At 44.2% G+C, this 17,702-nt stretch carries 14 protein-coding genes; 3 read left to right on the forward strand and 11 right to left on the reverse strand.

The window, feature by feature from the left end; translation table 11 throughout:
- Positions 1 to 45: 45 nt before the first annotated feature.
- The 4 genes from ACJA3J_RS20260 to ACJA3J_RS20275 form a co-directional block, all read right to left on the reverse strand.
- The gene (locus ACJA3J_RS20260) at positions 46 to 1,335 is read right to left on the reverse strand and encodes an alpha/beta hydrolase family protein (protein WP_406945112.1); all 1,290 of its coding nucleotides are present in this window, start codon (positions 1,333 to 1,335) and stop codon (positions 46 to 48) included.
- Positions 1,336 to 1,472: 137 nt separating this feature from the next.
- A complete protein-coding gene (locus ACJA3J_RS20265; protein ID WP_406945113.1) occupies positions 1,473 to 2,645 on the reverse strand; it encodes an MFS transporter in 1,173 nt (390 codons plus the stop codon).
- A 483-nt stretch (positions 2,646 to 3,128) separates the two neighbouring features.
- Positions 3,129 to 4,520, reverse strand: coding sequence for an amidase (locus ACJA3J_RS20270; RefSeq protein ID WP_406945114.1), 1,392 nt, complete (start codon positions 4,518 to 4,520; stop codon positions 3,129 to 3,131).
- A 14-nt stretch (positions 4,521 to 4,534) separates the two neighbouring features.
- Complete coding sequence (locus tag ACJA3J_RS20275; RefSeq protein ID WP_406945115.1) at positions 4,535 to 5,812, reverse strand: diguanylate cyclase domain-containing protein; 1,278 nt, start codon at positions 5,810 to 5,812, stop codon at positions 4,535 to 4,537.
- 272 nt (positions 5,813 to 6,084) lie between these two features.
- Between ACJA3J_RS20275 and ACJA3J_RS20280 the strand changes: the two genes are divergently transcribed.
- The gene (locus tag ACJA3J_RS20280) at positions 6,085 to 6,693 is read left to right on the forward strand and encodes a hypothetical protein (RefSeq protein WP_089654933.1); all 609 of its coding nucleotides are present in this window, start codon (positions 6,085 to 6,087) and stop codon (positions 6,691 to 6,693) included.
- Between the two features lie 234 nt (positions 6,694 to 6,927).
- Here ACJA3J_RS20280 and ACJA3J_RS20285 read toward each other — a convergent pair whose 3' ends face one another.
- The 3 genes from ACJA3J_RS20285 to ACJA3J_RS20295 form a co-directional block, all read right to left on the reverse strand.
- Positions 6,928 to 7,632, reverse strand: coding sequence for a CAP domain-containing protein (locus ACJA3J_RS20285; protein WP_406945116.1), 705 nt, complete (start codon positions 7,630 to 7,632; stop codon positions 6,928 to 6,930).
- An 80-nt stretch (positions 7,633 to 7,712) separates the two neighbouring features.
- Positions 7,713 to 8,858 carry a DEAD/DEAH box helicase gene (locus tag ACJA3J_RS20290; RefSeq protein ID WP_089654931.1) on the reverse strand — a complete coding sequence of 382 codons (1,146 nt, stop codon included), beginning with the start codon at positions 8,856 to 8,858 and terminating at the stop codon, positions 7,713 to 7,715.
- Positions 8,859 to 9,589: 731 nt separating this feature from the next.
- Complete coding sequence (locus ACJA3J_RS20295) at positions 9,590 to 10,021, reverse strand: SRPBCC family protein (protein WP_406946340.1); 432 nt, start codon at positions 10,019 to 10,021, stop codon at positions 9,590 to 9,592.
- 146 nt (positions 10,022 to 10,167) lie between these two features.
- Here ACJA3J_RS20295 and ACJA3J_RS20300 point away from each other — a divergent pair, with 146 nt between their 5' ends.
- Both ACJA3J_RS20300 and ACJA3J_RS20305 read left to right on the forward strand, forming a co-directional pair.
- Positions 10,168 to 11,577: a Na+/H+ antiporter NhaC family protein gene (locus tag ACJA3J_RS20300; protein WP_406945117.1), complete on the forward strand. Its 1,410-nt coding sequence runs from the start codon at positions 10,168 to 10,170 to the stop codon at positions 11,575 to 11,577.
- A 141-nt stretch (positions 11,578 to 11,718) separates the two neighbouring features.
- Positions 11,719 to 11,901, forward strand: coding sequence for a hypothetical protein (locus tag ACJA3J_RS20305; protein WP_406945118.1), 183 nt, complete (start codon positions 11,719 to 11,721; stop codon positions 11,899 to 11,901).
- A 101-nt stretch (positions 11,902 to 12,002) separates the two neighbouring features.
- Here ACJA3J_RS20305 and ACJA3J_RS20310 read toward each other — a convergent pair whose 3' ends face one another.
- The 4 genes from ACJA3J_RS20310 to ACJA3J_RS20325 all read right to left on the reverse strand — a co-directional run bounded on the left by ACJA3J_RS20310 (position 12,003) and on the right by ACJA3J_RS20325 (position 17,687).
- The gene (locus tag ACJA3J_RS20310; RefSeq protein ID WP_089654927.1) at positions 12,003 to 12,488 is read right to left on the reverse strand and encodes a GyrI-like domain-containing protein; all 486 of its coding nucleotides are present in this window, start codon (positions 12,486 to 12,488) and stop codon (positions 12,003 to 12,005) included.
- A gap of 186 nt (positions 12,489 to 12,674) precedes the next feature.
- On the reverse strand, positions 12,675 to 13,631 hold the full coding sequence (argF, locus tag ACJA3J_RS20315) for an ornithine carbamoyltransferase (RefSeq protein WP_181898689.1): 957 nt from the start codon (positions 13,629 to 13,631) through the stop codon (positions 12,675 to 12,677).
- Entirely contained in the window at positions 13,631 to 16,633 is a 3,003-nt protein-coding gene (locus ACJA3J_RS20320) for a carbamoyl phosphate synthase large subunit (protein ID WP_406945119.1), read from the reverse strand. Before ACJA3J_RS20320 ends, argF begins: the two co-directional genes overlap by 1 nt.
- On the reverse strand, positions 16,623 to 17,687 hold the full coding sequence (locus ACJA3J_RS20325) for a carbamoyl phosphate synthase small subunit (RefSeq protein WP_089654925.1): 1,065 nt from the start codon (positions 17,685 to 17,687) through the stop codon (positions 16,623 to 16,625). Before ACJA3J_RS20325 ends, ACJA3J_RS20320 begins: the two co-directional genes overlap by 11 nt.
- Between the last annotated feature and the right edge of the window lie 15 nt (positions 17,688 to 17,702).

Below are 17,702 nucleotides of genomic sequence, written 5' to 3' on the forward strand. Positions count from 1 at the left end.
TCGAAACTGGGTCTTCCCACAACCCTGCCATTATCCTAAACAGCGTTACTTCTCAAAACCGTGTTGGTTTAGGAAATCAATGATGCCCTCGACAAGTCCATCTGCAAGAGGCAGGTCAGGGTTTGTATAGGTCGCTAAATTTCCATCCCTATCCTTGGGAGCTTCTTTCAGCACATGATTCATCCCTTCTACAAGCATGAGTTCCGCCTCTGGCTCTGCTTTTTTCAAGAGCTCTGCTTCTGATTCTGGTACCTGAATATCGTTCGTTCCATTCACAATTAATGTCGGAACATCCAATTCAGCCAATTGCTCCGCAGGATCATAAGCCATCCATGAAAGGAGAAAAGGTTGGACATCTGGAGAAAACACTCCTTGCAGAGCCTGGCTGACATCAGGAACCGTCTCCCCTTCCCGCATTTTACCAAGAATCGTTTGACTTTCTTTGAACAAGTCTTCGGGTAAACTGTCCCCGAGTTGCTTTTCTAATACATGATCAATGGTCTGACCGGCTCCTGCTAAGGAAATGAATGCTTCTGTCGTTTCAGCACCTGACGCCATCATTCCGACAAGGGAACCTTGACTGTGACCAATCACAGCTATGTTTGTAAAGCGTTTATCATCTTCTAGCGTTTCCAGCCACTGTTTAGCATCATCAATAAAAACTTCAAATCTCATTTCACTGTTGCCGGTTACAGCGTTTATATTTTTGCCCGCGCCTCTTTTATCATATCTTAAGGAAGCAACCCCTTTGTCTGCTAAGGATTCTGCCAAAAGTTTGAGACTATCATTGTTTCCTGCACCTTGAGAGTTTCCATTCCGATCCGTCGGTCCTGAACCGGGGATAATTAAAGCGACAGGATAAGACTCTTCTTTTTCAGGCACCAATAACTCACCATATAATTTACCAGTAGAGGTTTCAATGGATAAGAAATCCCCCTCTTCTTCCTTCGCTTCTTTCTCACCTTTCCTCAATAAGAATGGGAAAGTTTGTCCGTTTTGTGTAAAAGTACCACTTAATTGCTCTCCTTCTAATTTTCCATCAAACTGAACAGACTGCCCAGGAAGAGGCATCTGAAAAGAGACACTTCCTTCATTGGTATCTATCTCGGTTAATGAAAAATCCGTAACATTCTGTGCAGGAATGGTAATCGTCCCCGTCCACTCTTCTCCAGATTGAAAATCGACCAAAATGTTCAATGGTTGATTGGGGATTTGGATTTCACCCTCCCAATGACCTTCCATTTCTTTATTCCCTTGTCCTTCCGCTTCCTCATTTTTTTCGTTACAGCCTGTAAATATAAAAAGTACGATTCCTAACATAAGTAGCTTTTTCATCGTCATCCTCCCTCATATCTATCATTTTACAAGAAATGAAGGAAATTTATAACAAGATGAAAGCAAACCATTTCATTTGTTTTCGATCATCGCACCTAATAAAAACACTCCGCCAAAAAGGGACGGAGTGCTTTCATCTATGCTTGGGTCTGACTTGACTTCTTACTATTCAGGAAGAACGTCGTGATAAACATCAGTGCTAAGAAAACAATCACGATACTGAAACCACCAGCCATTCCGAAAGCTTCGGAAGCTAGTCCGATGATGTAACCAGCAATACCACCGCCGATTCCTGCAGCAATATAAATGAGTCCAAGCGCTGAACCACCTGTTTTAGAAAGCTGAGTACCAAAAGCTGTCGCCGTCGGGAACAATGTTGAGAAGAACAACCCTGCCCCAGCGAACAAGTAAGGGAAATTCTCAGCGACTAGGAAACTGGCACCGACCATCAATAATGCTCCGGCAGAAAACGTAATTAAAATAATCCGCTCATTGATCCAATTGGTCAAATAGGCGACACCAAGGCGTCCCGCCATGAAGAAGATGGAGAAGAGAGACAAGATGGTCGCTACCATGTCCTCTTTATTAGCCGTTGACACGCCACCCAGATCCAGTGACTTCAAGTACGTCGGGAAGAAATTCATGAACGATACTTCCGCAGACACCTGGAAGACGAGAAAGATCATGAGGAATACGAACTGAGCGTCTTTCAACATAGGAATGAATGCTTTCAAATCGATTTTTTCTGCTTTCCCTGATGGAAAAGCTACGCTAGTAATATAGATGATAACAGCTATTAAACTGACTGCAATTCCTATATAAAAATAACGCCATGATGCAAATTGGAACATGTAGTTTAGAAATTGTGGAAATAGCACCATTCCTAACCCGTACACTCCCATTGCAAAGTTGAACATCTGATTTTGTTTTTTCGGATAAGCCGCTGGAATGATCGCATTGGAAGCAGCACCGAGCGCCCCTAAACCGAACCCGACAATCATGTAGAAACCTAAGAAGAACATAATATTAGGCGCAAGACCTGTACCAAGAAAGCCAAGTCCCATAATGATGGCACCGATGATGGTCATCGTCCGCAGGCCTTTTTTATCTGTGTAATAACCGATTACGACACTGGCAAGCGTGAATCCGAGTTGGAAAATAAAGACTACCAGACCAAATTCACTCATATCCAAACCTAGATCCTTTTCCACTTGATCCAGTACGATTCCTTTTGTATTAGTAACACCACCCGAAATAAATTGGGTGAACATAAGAATAATTAATGCATGTATACTTTTTCCCTTTGTCATGTGGTACCTCCTGAAAATTGTTTAATTCGTGAACATTTTCAGGAGATTCCCCGCTATATATCAGTTAAAACTGCCTTTTTACATGTAAACGTTTTTTCAGTAAAATTTTTACGCTCTCCGCCCACTTAAGCTGGATAACATTCCAAGTATCTCCTGAACTTCATTTTATTCCAGGCTGCCTACCATAGCGAATTCTTCGACCCCTTTATGATCATAACCCCCATCCGTAATTTTTCTTACGTCTGTAAGCATCTTTTTCATTGGAACATGAGTACCTTTCACACGGGAAAAAAGTGCTTGGTGAGACCCCGCAGAGCGAAGCTCGAGGAGGCTCACCGCGCTCCCGCGGAAAGCGAGTCATTCCCCGAAGCCCCATCCACTCAAAAAACACCTCGAAACTGAGTCTTCAACAATCCTGCCATATTGTTCAATAAGGGACATAGATAAAGAACCAGAAATCCCATTGAAGGGACTTCTGGTTCTTTAGATGATTTCGTTATACTTGTGCCGCCAGGGGCGTGCTTCTTCAAGCTGGGAGGCTAGCTTCAACAGTGTTCGTTCATCACCAAACCTCCCGGTAAAGTGGGAACCGATTGGGACATTTTCTTCATTCCAGTAAAGAGGAACACTCATCGCCGGCTGTCCAGTTACGTTCGCTACTGGGGAAAGATGGGCATATTCGGCAGACACAGCCAATATTTCATCGATCGTTTTTTCTTCTCCATTATAACAACCTAAAGGTAAAGCAGACTTGGAATTGACGGGGTGTAAAAGCACATCATACTGATCAAAGAACGAGTGGAATTTAACACTTTCTGTCGCTAGAAACATACGTGCTTGCTCGTATTCCATCGCCGTGTAACCTTCAGCTTTCCCAATCAACGTTGAAAGCATCTTCTCTAAATTTTGATCATTAGGCTTTATGCCATTCATTCTTGCCGCACCTTTGACAGCTAAAGCACCACCGACGACCCATACAGTAACGAACGCATCCATAAAGCGATGGAGTTCAAAGTCGGGATAAGCGACTTCTACTTCATGCCCGAGCGACTCACAAAGCTCTGCCGTATGACGAATGGCGCGTTGCACATCTGGCTGTATAGGCATCAAATCTCCGAAATCTGCCATATAAGCAATTTTCAATGACCCAAGATCCTCATGAGCGATTTCGGCGTATGGATCGCCTTTGGCTGGAGTTGCAAAGAGGTCGCCTTTTTGCGGGCCTTCCAGTAGATCAAGGAGCGCGGCACTGTCTCTTACCGATTTTGTTACCCCATGACTGACGGCAAGGCTGTTCAGATGCATGGAAAAAGGCGTCCTCCCCCTCGTCGGTTTTAAGCCGAACAAACCGCAGTTGGAAGCAGGGATACGAATGGATCCTCCTCCGTCACTGGCGTGTGCAAAAGGGACCATACCGGATGCAACAGCTGCGGCTGCTCCTCCGCTTGAACCTCCAGGTGAATATTTCTTGTTCCACGGATTTTTCGTGAAACCTAGATGGACAGATTCCGTAGCAGGCGTGAAGCCGAACTCAGGTGTATTACTTTTTCCAATAAAGGTAAGTCCACCCCTTCTGAAACGTTTGACGATTTCATCATCCCCTTTCGCCTCAAAGCCTTCCATCACCTTAGAACCATAGGACAACGGATGTCCTTGTACAGCATTCAAATCTTTGATAAGAAATGGAAGACCCCGAAAATACCCGTCTGTATTGAAAGGTTCTTCTATGTAGTGGACAACAGCATTCAATTCAGGATTCTTCCGTTCCATAACTGTTTTATAGTGATGAATGACTTCTGATATGTTCAATTCTCTGCTTTCTAGTTTCGCTTTTAATGCGATGGCATCAAACTGATGAAGCTCTTGAATTTCCAAGGCTGATTCTCCTTTCATGAACCATAAGTATAAACCGACACACAGCTTCTTCCATTTTCTTTCGCCTTGTATAACGCTCGGTCGGCTTTTGTGAGAAGTTCTCCCTGGTCCACCCCATGTTCAGGATAAATGGACACCCCTATCGACACACTGATTTCAATCTCACACCCTTGCAGGTGGATCGGTTGGAGCACACGATCCAGCATTCGATCCGCAACTTGACGCGGGTGCTTGGTATCAGCTAAGTCTGATAAAAGAATAACAAATTCATCGCCACCTAGACGAGAGAGCGTGTCCGTTTTTCTTAACCCTTGACTGAGACGTTTAGTAAAGATGACAAGTAATTCATCACCGATTTGATGTCCATAGCGGTCATTAATTTGTTTGAAATTATCCAAATCAAAGAATAATAAGGCAAAAATCGAGTCTTGGTGTTTCACCCGTTTCAGCTCATCTTCCAACTTTTCAAAAAAGTACCGCCTGTTCGGAATGTTCGTCAACTGGTCATGATAAGCCATCTCTTCTAATTGATGCTGCTGTTTCCTTCGTTCCGAAATGTTACGGCAAATCGTCTGGACCGCTTTAATTTGATGGTATTCCACAAGACCTCCATGCAATTCAACATCAATGATCGATCCATCCATTCTTAGAAGCTGGCGTTCGATCGGACCTTTCACATATCCCCCTGACAATAACGTGCTTAGACGTTTTCGTATATCTTCATATGGTTCACTGTAGAGGAACTTCTTTATATCCTGACCAAGTAATTCTACAGCTTTTTCCGCCCCTAGCAAGTCCATCCCTGCTTGGTTCACATAAATGATGCGATCTTCTTCATCATGCAGAAAAATCGAGTCCGGGGAAGTTTCAACTACCGATTCATAACGGCTTTCACTTTCTACACGTTGACGTTCTTTCTCTTCTATAAGCTTCATCGTTTGGGCAGACCCCATTTTTATGTACAGGAGATAAAAATCCCCAATTTCTGCAGATTGTATAGCATAAGAGATTTGAAACGGATTAGGATAACGGTCAGAGCTCTCAACTAAAGTTTCGCGACAATTATCCGCCCTTTCCATCGTCTCCTCGATATGGACCCGTTTCGCCTCACAATAAATGTCATTTAATGCACACCCTTGAAGGTCTCCATACACCCGCTGCATCGTCGCATTGATGTAGGTAAAGATCATGTTCCCTTTTACATTTTGAATGATGGCTACCGCGTCACTTAAATGGTGAAACAAGTTTTTAAATATTGATGGTTGGTTAATTAAGGAATGGATGGCATTCATATATAAGCACTTCTTTCCTGTTAATAATAAGGTGAAAAGAACTAGAAAATAATGTTTTAACTTAAAAATTATAACACTAGTTCATCATCCCCTTCCATTTATATACAGACTTTTTACATTTTTCTTAATTATCCCCCCTACTCTCATTGATCCACACAGCAAACTTGCTGCGTTTGATTTTACTTACTCTGATGGAAATCTTTTTCTACATAGGTTTATTTGAAAATGGGGAGGGTAAATAAACCGAAAGCTTTCAGGAGATGAGTCCTAAAATGAAGGTCTATAAAAATTCCGTTCTTACATTCCTTCTCTATTCCTTATTCATTCTCGCTGTTCTTGCGATCCATCACCTTTTATCCCCCACCCCTTTTCAATATGTCAGGAGTATCATCTGCTTTGGACTAGCTCCTGCTTTCATTCTTTATGCAAATCACAAACAACTTTGGTTCCGTTCCAGTCTCCGTTGGGTTATAAAATTAAGCCGTCGCCCGGTTTTAAGCTCAATTCTCTTCGTAATGAGCGCACTCGCAAGCTTCGATTTAGCTTTTCATCTTCCTCTAAGTGAGTTTGTTCACCTGTTCCTTTTAGGTTTCGGAGCGTTTATTTACTGGACACCTCTTTTGTTGCAGTGCTCTTTCATACAGCTCCAAAACTACATGAGACGTTTTCTTTATTTAATACTGACATCCTTATCCTTTGTGCTCTATCATGAAGCTTCTTTCTTCTTCAGTGAAGGAACTGATGCTGAGGCCTTTTTGTACACGGGTGTGATGATCATGATCATCCAGTTGTTTTCCTTGATCCTGGAGTGGGCCGAGGACGAGAAAGAAAATGATCCTGTAAATGTCAAAGGATACTTCAAATCCATCTCTAAAAATTGACCATCCTAAGCTCCCTTTCTTTAAATACAGCTTTGAGATGTTTAGGGTGTTTCCGTTACGCATGTTAGCGGTTGGGGGTCAGAGGAATAACTCTTTTCGTGGAAGTGCGGTGAGCGTATGAGTGGTTTCCCTCCCCTCTGCTCTCAGTTCATATAAAACCACGCCTTCAAAAACCCTGCAATATAAGGATGAAAAAGCCGGATTCCTGTGTTTGGAATCCGGCTTTTCCGTTGGTTATCGAGGGGTCATGAATAGTTGTGTCCAGTATCTTTTATATGGTCCTGCTCCTTCGATGTATCCTACACCAATATGGGTGAAGTCTTCGTGAAGAATGTTGGCTCTATGCCCATCACTGTTCATCCAACCTTCTACGACTTCTTCGGGTGTCCGTTGACCGGCAGCGATGTTTTCACCTGCTGCCTGGTAACGGAAATCGAATTCGTCCATCATATCAAATGGTGATCCGTAGGTTGGTGAAGTATGACTGAAATAACGTTTATCCGCCATATCCTGTGACTTTACGTTGGCTAATGCACTCAAACGATTATGCGTTTGTAAAGGCTCAAGTCCCCGCTTTTCCCGTTCTTTATTGACCAGAGCAACAACTTCTTGTTCGAACTCTTTCAATTCATAACCAGAGAGTGAATTCTCTGACACCCGTTCACTCTGGCGATCTGAAGTCACTTGCTCTTCTGGAGGTGCATCAGGGTATTTCCATTCCACATCTTCAAGAAGCTTAAAAAACGATTGGACATCTACTGCAAAATTCTGAAACTCATTTTTTATATTTGTATTCTCTACTAAGCCCTGCACATGTTGCGATACCCTCTCATAGGAAGCCCGCGGGCCTTCTTTCCAAAAGTCCTGGGCAGAAACTGGTGTCGCAATGACGATGATGACAAACAAGGCCACAAGAAAGAGAAAGAACTTTTTAATCATATCGATTCTCTCCTCACTTCAGGCTAGAAGTACTCTCTCCCAGTATTCCATGGCATCGCTTCAAAGGCAAACGGCAATATTTAACGATGGGAGGCTTTTAATTTCCCTTTATAAATCTCTGCTTTATGGAGGGAAAGCTCCAGATCACGCGCAAACTTCTTCAAACGTTTCTCTTCTACAGGGTTCACTAGGGAAACAACCGTTCCTTCCTGAGATCCAATTCGTCCGGTCCGACCCGCACGGTGAATATAGGATGTCATATCTTTAGGAACATCAAGGTTGATGATATGGTTGATTTCAATAATATCCAGGCCTCTGGCAGCCACATCAGTTGCAAGTAGTAATGGATATTCCCCTTTTCGGAATTCCTTAATCGCTTTTGCCCGCTGCTCTTTTTTCGCATCACTGTGCAACAAGCCGATATCCAGGTGTTTGTACGTCAGTTTCTCGGCCATGACATTCAACTTGGCAATATCCTGCATGAAGGCAAGACCTTTGAATCCTTCCATCCGCGCCAGTTTTCTTAATGTCTCGATTTTATCTCTGTCTTCACAAACAATATAGGTATGAGTCACGTCGGGTTTCTTCAGTTCTTCTGTAACCCGAATCACTTCCGCCTCTTCATCCATGAATGTTTGAGCTATTTCAATGACCTCATCAGGCAATGTGGCTGAAAACAACAACGTTTGCGTATCACGCATCGTGCTTTTCAACACATCTTCAACCGTATGGATGTGTTCTGGAACAAGTAATTGATCTGCTTCGTCCATAATGACCGCTTTGATTTCATGTGCCTTCAATTTTTTCTTCTGTAGCAATTCATACACACGACCTGGGGTACCAACAACGATGTGCGGCTTTTTCTTCAGCTTGTCCATCTGTCGCTTAATATTCGCTCCACCAATCATCGTCATGCTACTGATGCCGCTTCCTTTCGTCCAAGTCTGTACCTCCTGATGAATCTGCATGACTAATTCATGGGAAGAAGCCATGATCAACACTTGTGTATGCTTCTGTTCGGGATCCACTTTTTCAATCAACGGTAGTAAATAAGCCAAAGTTTTCCCACTGCCTGTAGGGGCTTCCGCCACCACATCTGTGCCTTGTAAAATGAAAGGTATGGCCTGTTCTTGAACTTTCGTCAAGCTCTCATATCCTGAAACCTGCCATGCCTCTTTCGTAGATGGGGATAATTCCTCAAACCACGATTGGTTGATATCTGTCATCTATTATCTTTCCTTTCCATATATCTTTAGAATTCCTAATATACCCTTCTATTACCCACCCCACCCTTCGCCTTAAGCTCCCTATTCTTGAAAACTCAGTTTCGAGACTTTTGTAGAGTGGGTGGGGCTGCGGGGAATAGCTCGCTTTCCGCGGGAGCGCGGTGAGCCTCCTCGGACTGCGTCCTGTGGGGTCTCACCATGCACTTTTTTCCCGCAGGAGTCTCGCCATTCCCCTTCGCCCCTTTGCCATATAAGTATCTCGAAACCACTTCCAGAATAAGCTGCTTTCATGCACATGGTAATTGGAGGGGAATCAACTACCAAAGCAGCTATTCTGCATACGGAAAGCTTGTTATAGAGCGCTTTATGCATATATCAAAAAGATAGTGGAGATAACCCCCCTTGGTAAAGGGGTTCGTTTTCCACATGCATCGAATGGGGTGGTTGGGAAGCTGCGAGACTCCCGCGGGAATGGATTGGCTGGCGAGACCCCGCAGTGCGAAGCACGAGGAGGCTTGCCGTCATCCCCGCAGGAAAGCGAGTTGCTTCGCAGCCACCCCTGACGCTCAACCAGGCAACGAACCCCGGAAACATCTCGAAACTGAGTCTTCCACAATCCTGCCATTTAATTGAATAGGGAGTTTTGTATATAAAAAATAGACCTCTTTCCATATTGGATAATGGAGAGGCCTTTCATACATGATCCATAGCTTATTCTTATTATACCACCATTAAGAAGAAGATTCGATAAACTTCTTCAAATGCTGAAGGTGATCCTGATCTTCTTTTTTGATGATCTTCTTGATGAGCGGTTTCATCAATTTGTTTCGTAAACCTTCCGTGTAAAGCTCCCCTTGGAAGTCTATTCTTGTTCCCTCTGAAGTCTGCACGAATTCATAATGATAGCGCAAATCCAATCCATGCTGATGACTGCGGACAGAGTATTTTCGATTGGGGTCAAAGTCGGTGACCTCAATGATTGAGCGTGCTTTTCTGCCTCTGATTTCGCGAGTTTCCTGGAACCTGTACCCTTCTTTGACAGGCCCCTCACTCAATAGTTGTACATCAATGACTGTATCCATAATTTCAGGGCTGTTGTTGAAATCCGTCGCCATCTCAAAAACTTCTTCTACAGGTTTTTCGATGATGACGGACTGTTTCATAAAAGCCACAAGCATCCTCCTCTGTTAAAAGCTCTACCCCCTATATTCGCTTTACACGCTCCGACTCCTTTTTTACATGAGAAGAATATCCTGGCAAAACACACACAAGCTAATGGAAGCACTCAAGAAAAGCGAGGTATATGTATATGGGTTGGATCTCCGTCGTTCCTTTCATCGTGGTCATTATTTCAGCTATATGGACCAAACAAGTCATTCCCAGTTTACTATTCGCTGTTGTTGTGGCCGGTTACATTATCGACCCGCACTGGCTGGGCGGGATGATGACTGCCTTAGGTTTCATCATTGAAGGATTAAGGGATGAAGCCAACTTAAAGATCATCCTTTTTCTATATGCTTTCTCCGCTTTAATCGGACTTGTAAAAATGTCAGGAGGGATCAAAGGATTCGTCAAAGAAGCAACAGAGCGGATCGACCATAAAAAAGGAGCGTTCATCCTAACCTGGTTGTCTTCTTTAGGAACTTTCAGTGCCCCGAGTTTTCGGATCGTTACCATTGGACCTGTGATGAAGGCATTGAGAAGGAACATCCCGATGACAAAACAGGAGCTTGGTTTCGTCATCGAAACGACAGCCTCTCCCCTCGTCGTCTTGATTCCAATTGCTACCGCGTTTGTTGGATATATGACATCAGTCATTGAACTTTCCTTACAGCAGGCGGGTACGGAAGGAGACGCTTATTCCTTATATATCAGCAGCATTCCATTCAACTTTTTCGCCTTTTCTATGCTGGCTGTCGGTTTTTATATGAGTTTTTTCCATAAGAATAAAAAACCTGCAACCGATGCCGAGAACATGGACCAAGAAAAAAGAGAAGATGATGATCAATGGGAAGACTGTCATCCAGCCGTTACGAAAAATCTACCCGCACAGCCTTGGCACCTGATCGCTCCTTTGATCAGCGTCATCCTCCTTACTTTCTTTCTTATGTATATGGTCGGAATCAGAGATGGAAAGTCCGGATTTGATGCCTTGATTAATGCAAATGTACTTGATGCGATGGTACTCGCTGTCGTTCTTACCCTCATCGGGTTTGTCGTTTACTTGAAATTTCGAAACGAGAAACTTAGAAAAATGATGAACACCCTCGTCGATGGAGGAAACGAAATGATGAGCGTCATCGTTCTCCTTGCCATGGTATGGGGGTTGAGCAGTGGATCCGAAGCGCTAAAATTCGCGGATACCATCTCTAAGTCTTTCGACTGGATCCCCGCAGGATTTGTAGCCGTCATCCTATTTGTTGTCGGCTGCGGCCTCTCTTATTTCATCGGATCTTCCTGGGGCACATGGGGGATTCTTATGCCTGTCGGGATATCGATCGCCACCGTAGCCGGAAGTTCACTGCCGATTGTCATCGGGGCCGTCTTTGCCAGCGGAACTTTCGGGGCCTTCGCATCTCCTTTGAGTGATGATACGAATACTACGGCTGGAATCTTGAATTTGAATCCGATTAAATACGCCAAATTCAAGCTGAAACCGGCCCTCATTGCAGCCGGCTTCGCTTCTGCGATTTACTTCGGTTTGTCGTTCTTTTTATAGCGGATACGGAAGTGTACGAAAAGCGGATTCCTGTGAAGATTTCCTCATGAACTGGATGGAAATCGCCTCAGATAAAAATACGGCCCTTTCCTTTCCTCCTGAATAAGGCCTGTGATACCTTGTTATTGGAGGAGGTTCAAAATGAAAGAGTTTCATGCATATCTTTGGTCCACCTTATTATTCAGTTCATTAATAGGGTGGACCCTCTACCATTTAGTAGGGACAGGCTCCTTTTTCTTACCTGTAATCGCTCTTTTGATTTTTATATCTATTCAGTTAAATCGTTTAGAAAGTAAAAGGAACAAGAATGAACGTGCGTTTTAACAAACCGTTTTTTCATTTGTCACCGCTCTGTATTCTATAGTTTCCGAGACCAAAAAGAAAAGCAAGGAAGTTTTAACGTGCTTCCTTGCTTTTTTGTTCGGTTATTTAATTGGAAGGAATAAGCGGTAACTCGTTTCAGCACCTGTATAAGGTTTGTATTCCTCAAAGCCGAATCCTTCTACCTGTTGATACCCTTCATCCTTTATCCACTTATGCAAATAAGCGTAAGGATTGAAATCATGAATGGAAGGATCATATTCAAGCATGGCATACGTATGAGCAGGGATCGTCTTTGTAATCATGTTTGGCGGAATCTTCTCGAAGCTATCGACCTCTACAGCAGCAATCCAATAAAAAGCATCGGTCATCTCATTCCAATTTGGCGGGTCGACGAACATTCCGATGGAACGCGGCGCGTTGACCCTGTTTCTTACTTTCGGCAAATTTGTCGTATGAAACTGCTCCATCAATCGCGGAATTTTAATTTCCCGTTCATCCATCATAGTTTGACAAGAGACACCGACGACCTTGATATTGGACCTACGAACAACCTGGGGTTCCACAGCGGTTGTCAATTGCTTACTCATTGCATGGCCACTCCTTTTGGTTTTGAATATTCTCCCTAACTACTTCCACATCGATCCTAGATTTCCTTGTAAAAGTTGTGTGTTCGATGAAATTCGTAGCCTTTCGACCTTCTTTTTACATGATTTTGTTTATGAGGTCTATTCCTATATCCTATTGTTTGTTCGGTCTGAATTATGCTCATAAATTCACTTCCATCCGACGACCGCTTGTAAGATGGCTTTTTGGACGTGCATACGATTTTCGGCCTGCTGAAAGACTGCCGAATGGTTGCCGTCAATGACACTTGCTGTCACTTCTTCCCCTCGATGGGCCGGAAGGCAATGCAAAAAGGAGACATTTGATTTAGCTTGCTTTAGTAAAGATTCATTTACTTGGTAGCCTTCAAAATCTAACAGGCGTTTTTCACTCTCTTCTTCCTGCCCCATACTCGTCCAAACATCTGTGTAAATGACGTCCGCATGCTTCACGGCTTTTTCTGGATTCTCTTCCAGTACGACGGATCCACCATATCGTTTCGCCAGCGCTTGCGATTTTTCGGTAATCAGAGGGTCAGGCTGATATCCGTCCGGAGCTGAGACGACCATTTCCATGCCCATCATAGCTGCCAAAATCATCAGCGAATGAGCGACATTGTTTCCGTCACCGATGTAAACGACCTTCACTCCACACAAACGCCCTTTCAATTCTAAAATGGTAAAAATATCAGCGAGTGCCTGACAGGGGTGGTAGATATCGCATAAGCCGTTAATGACAGGTACAGAGGCGTGTTCAGCAAGCTCCTTCAATTTTCCATGCGATGTCGTTCTGAACATGATGGCGTCAACGTATCCCGAGAGCACGCGAGCCGTATCGGCAATGGTTTCACCGCGGCCGACCTGGATGTCTCTCGTATTTAAATAAAGAGCATGGCCGCCCATTTGAACCATCCCGACTTCAAAAGAAACGCGTGTTCTTGTCGAAGATTTTTCAAAAATCATCGCCAGGTTCTTCCCTTTTAATGATTGAGAATAAGGGTTTTCTTTTAAGTGTTGAGCCTGCGCTAACAATTGGGAAACCTCTGATTGATTATAATCAAGCCAAGTCAAAACGTTCTTTCCATGCATTGAACCATCTGTTGAATACATTTGTTCCATCAAATTCATTACGATCGCACTCCTTCACGTTTATTACCCGGCAGAGGGGCAGGGTCGAAATTTTCACAAGCTAATGATTGAATATAGGCATCGAACGTTGCTTTCTCACTGAAAACGGTCATTCCATTCTTCACAGCCTGTATTCTGCGTTCACTCGCCTCGGAACTTGATTCATCATTGACATAAATAGAAGCGTCCTCAAGCTTGAGCCATTCGTCAAAATCCTTAGATGAAAAAGTTGAATCCCCTTCTACAAAGCAAGAATCTTTTACATCATGCACATTAGGTAAATGGGAGAACACTTTTCGCAAGGCTTCATCTATGGTCTTTCCAAGGCACATCCCCTCACCCGTCGATTTCATATTCGGACCAAGCTTATGATCCACCTCCGTCAAGGCATAGGATGAAAAGACCGGATACTTCACGGCTGTTTGATCAAAAACAGGTGTGGGAAGGGACATCAAATCCACTTCACCAGATGCCAATACCCGAACAGCTAAATCCACAAGGGGAACGTCTGCCACCTTACTCACAATTGGTACCGTCCGACTCGCTCTCGGGTTCACTTCCAGCACATACACTTTTTCTCCGCTCAGTAAAAACTGGATGTTCATCATTCCTTTGTAACTAAAGTACCGGACGATTTTTTGGGAGTAGGCTTCAATAGTCTTTTTGACTTCCTCATCAAGCTTCGATGGGAAGAGCGCCATACTGTCTCCGGAATGAACACCTCCCGGCTCGATATGCTCAATGATCTCAGGAAGATAGAGGTTTTCACCGTCCGCCACGAGGTCCACCTCTACTTCTTTTCCTTGCATAAAGGTGTCCAGAACAATCGGATAGTGACGATCATCCGCTTCCTGAAGCGACTGTCTCAACTCGTTCATATCTTTGACAATGACCATCCCCTGGCCTCCGATGACATAGGACGGGCGGCAAAGAATCGGAAACGAGTAATGCTCTGCTGCTTTTAGAGCTTCATTTTTTGTATGACAGGTGGTACCTGAAACATAAGGGATATCTAAATCATTTAATGCCGCATAGAATTTATCTCTGTCCTCCAGCGCATCTAAAACGTCTGTACTTACTCCTGCAAGGGGGATCCCCTCCGTCTCTAGTTCTGCTGCCAAATTAATGGCAGTCTGACCTCCGAATGAAGTGAATACAAGGTCAATACCTTCATGATCAACGATGGATGTTATGATTTCTTTTTGAATCGGTTCGAAGTAGAGGCGATCCGCGGTTTCATAATCGGTACTGACGGTTTCTGGGTTGTTGTTCACCATAATCGTCGTCCACCCTTGCTTTTGCAGACTTTGGATGGCCTTCACCGCACTATAATCAAATTCAACTCCCTGCCCGATTCGAATCGGTCCGGATCCGAGAATCAACGCTTTTTTCTTTCCTGACAGTGGTGTAATTTCATTCACACCCGCAAATGTGCTATAGACATAGTTCGTTGCCGCTTCAAATTCCGCTGCACACGTATCAACGAGCTTGAAATGGCGGTGAATCCCGAATTCCTCTCTCCTTTTTTGCACTTCTTTTTCAGATACCCCAGCAAGATGAGCAATCTCCTGATCTGAAAAACCACAGATTTTCACTTGTCTCAAAAGCGCTTCACCCAAAGTCTCCTGTTGCAGACACTTTTCTAAATCAACAAGATTTTTCAGTACATGTAAAAAGAAGCGATCAATTTTAGTATTTTCATGGATTGTCTCCAGACTTTCACCTTTTCTTAGAAGGTGGAGAATAGCGAAGTAGCGCAAGTCTGTAGGTTCCTCCAGATGATCCCAGGCGTTATGAATATCGGGTACTTTCGTATCCAGGGATTGGACGGCTTTTTGAAAAGCCCCTTCCAACGTCCGGTCGATGGCCATGACTTCACCTGTCGCCCGCATCTTCGTTCCGAGCTTACGATCCGCTTCTGAAAACTTATCGAACGGCCAGCGGGGGAATTTAACGACGACATAATCAAGCGCTGGTTCAAAGCTTGCGTACGTATAGCCCGTAAGCGGATTTTCAAGCTGGTCAAGCGTATAACCAAGAGCCACTTTTGTCGCCATTTTTGCAATCGGATAACCCGTGGCTTTCGAAGCCAGTGCTGACGAACGACTGACGCGCGGATTAATCTCGATGACATAGTATTGACGACTCTCTGTATCAAGCGCGAACTGAACATTACACCCTCCAATGACATCGAGTTCAGAAACAATCTTGAACGCCGCTGACCGAAGCATTTGATAATCGTTATCCGACAATGTCTGGGAGGGAGCAACAACGATGGAGTCTCCGGTATGAACACCCACAGGATCGAAGTTTTCCATATTACAAACAGAAATACATGTTCCATTGTGATCCCGCATGATTTCATATTCAATTTCCTTAAAACCTGCAATACTCTTTTCGACGATGACCTGGTGAATCGGACTCGCTTTCAGCCCCGTCGCGATCAACTCTTCCAGTTCCTCCGGTCTGTGAACGATTCCACCACCACGTCCACCAAGCGTATAAGCAGGTCGACTGATGATCGGGTAACCGACTTCTTCAGCAAAGGCTTTCGCTTGATCAACCGTCGTAATCACTTCACTTTCGGGGACTGGCTGGGATAATTCATGCATCAACCCGCGGAACAATTCTCTGTCCTCCCCTTTTTGAATGGAATGGACACTGGTCCCTAATAACTCGAGATCATAATCCTGCAAAACGCCTTCTCTTTCCAGTTCAACGGCTAGATTGAGAGCGGTCTGTCCCCCGAGCCCGGCAAGGATCGCCTCGGGTTTTTCTAAATCAATGATTTTCGTTAAGCTTTCAACCGTCAATGGTTCACAATAAACCACATCAGCCACGTCATGGTCTGTCATGATGGTTGCCGGATTGTTGTTGACGAGGACAACCTCACACCCCTCTTCTTTCAGAGCGAGACATCCTTGTGTTCCTGAGTAATCAAATTCTGCCGCCTGACCAATCATGATCGGACCTGATCCAATGACTAATACTTTACGAGACATGTGTCTTCACCCCTTTGTTCTTCACAAGTGTAAGAAAGTTATCAAACAACCATTCCGCATCTTTCGGCCCGGGATGGGCTTCCGGGTGGAATTGTGCGGACATGATTAGTTTCGAGTCATGCATCAATCCTTCGATGGAACCGTCATTGACGTTATAAAACCTTGTTACGAGCGGCGTCCCATTCAGACTGTCTTCTTTGACCACATAGTTATGATTCTGCGAGGATAGGAACACTTTTCCTGAAACCACATCTTTGACTGGATGGTTGGCACCGCGGTGACCGAATGTTAACTTCGTCGTATCTCCTCCAAAAGCAAGAGCAATGACCTGATGCCCCATACAGATTCCGAAAGTCGGAAACTTCTCCAGTGCCTTTTTCAAAAGTGGTAAAACGTCCACGGTATCTTTCGGGTCTCCTGGTCCATTCGATAGAACAATAGCGTCCGGTTGAAGCGTATCCAGCATCTCGACTTTAGAGAAAGGAAGTACCGAAACCCGGACACCTCTTTCAAGAAGGGCATTCAAAATCGATTTCTTCCACCCGAAGTCGATGAGTGCTACATGCATGCCCGCTTCTCCATAAGTTTCAATTTTTTCACCACTCACCTGCTGTATTTGATGGCCCTTTGTCGGCTGGAATAGATAATCTGTCCCTCGAGAAAGAGCGGCTTGCTGTGTTCCTTCTGCACGGATGGCCTTGGTGACTTCTCTTGTATCTACCTCAGTCATGTATGGAATGTTTTGTTCGTTCAAGTACGTTCCTAAGGACTTTCTCGCCTGAAAATGCGAAGGAACATCCGTACATTGGTACATGACCACACCACTCACTTGGATTTCTTCACTTTCCCCATCCTCATCGTTGATGCCGTAATTCCCTATCAATGGATACGTAAATACGACAATCTGCCCTTTATAAGAAGGATCGGTGAGAACTTCCTGGTATCCCGTCATGCCGGTAAAGAAGACGACCTCGCCCTGGACGTTTCGGTCAAAATGCCGCGAAGCCTTCCCTTCAAATGTTGTTCCGTCTTGTAAACATAAGTATCCTTTCATTCCATCACCCCACAA

This window comes from Halobacillus sp. SY10 (genome assembly GCF_045401165.1).
Taxonomy (GTDB): Bacteria; Bacillota; Bacilli; order Bacillales; family Halobacillaceae; genus Halobacillus; species Halobacillus aidingensis.

Excerpts from the sequence above, each read along its gene's own strand:
- ACJA3J_RS20260 (WP_406945112.1), bottom strand. The coding sequence starts at position 1,335 with ATGAAAAAGCTACTTATGTTAGGAATCGTACTTTTTATATTTACAGGC.
- ACJA3J_RS20265 (WP_406945113.1), bottom strand. The coding sequence starts at position 2,645 with ATGACAAAGGGAAAAAGTATACATGCATTAATTATTCTTATGTTCACC.
- ACJA3J_RS20275 (WP_406945115.1), bottom strand. The coding sequence starts at position 5,812 with ATGAATGCCATCCATTCCTTAATTAACCAACCATCAATATTTAAAAAC.
- ACJA3J_RS20280 (WP_089654933.1), top strand. The coding sequence starts at position 6,085 with ATGAAGGTCTATAAAAATTCCGTTCTTACATTCCTTCTCTATTCCTTA.
- ACJA3J_RS20285 (WP_406945116.1), bottom strand. The coding sequence starts at position 7,632 with ATGATTAAAAAGTTCTTTCTCTTTCTTGTGGCCTTGTTTGTCATCATC.
- ACJA3J_RS20290 (WP_089654931.1), bottom strand. The coding sequence starts at position 8,858 with ATGACAGATATCAACCAATCGTGGTTTGAGGAATTATCCCCATCTACG.
- ACJA3J_RS20295 (WP_406946340.1), bottom strand. The coding sequence starts at position 10,021 with ATGAAACAGTCCGTCATCATCGAAAAACCTGTAGAAGAAGTTTTTGAG.
- ACJA3J_RS20300 (WP_406945117.1), top strand. The coding sequence starts at position 10,168 with ATGGGTTGGATCTCCGTCGTTCCTTTCATCGTGGTCATTATTTCAGCT.
- ACJA3J_RS20305 (WP_406945118.1), top strand. The coding sequence starts at position 11,719 with ATGAAAGAGTTTCATGCATATCTTTGGTCCACCTTATTATTCAGTTCA.
- ACJA3J_RS20310 (WP_089654927.1), bottom strand. The coding sequence starts at position 12,488 with ATGAGTAAGCAATTGACAACCGCTGTGGAACCCCAGGTTGTTCGTAGG.
- argF (WP_181898689.1), bottom strand. The coding sequence starts at position 13,631 with ATGAATTTGATGGAACAAATGTATTCAACAGATGGTTCAATGCATGGA.
- ACJA3J_RS20320 (WP_406945119.1), bottom strand. The coding sequence starts at position 16,633 with ATGTCTCGTAAAGTATTAGTCATTGGATCAGGTCCGATCATGATTGGT.
- ACJA3J_RS20325 (WP_089654925.1), bottom strand. The coding sequence starts at position 17,687 with ATGAAAGGATACTTATGTTTACAAGACGGAACAACATTTGAAGGGAAG.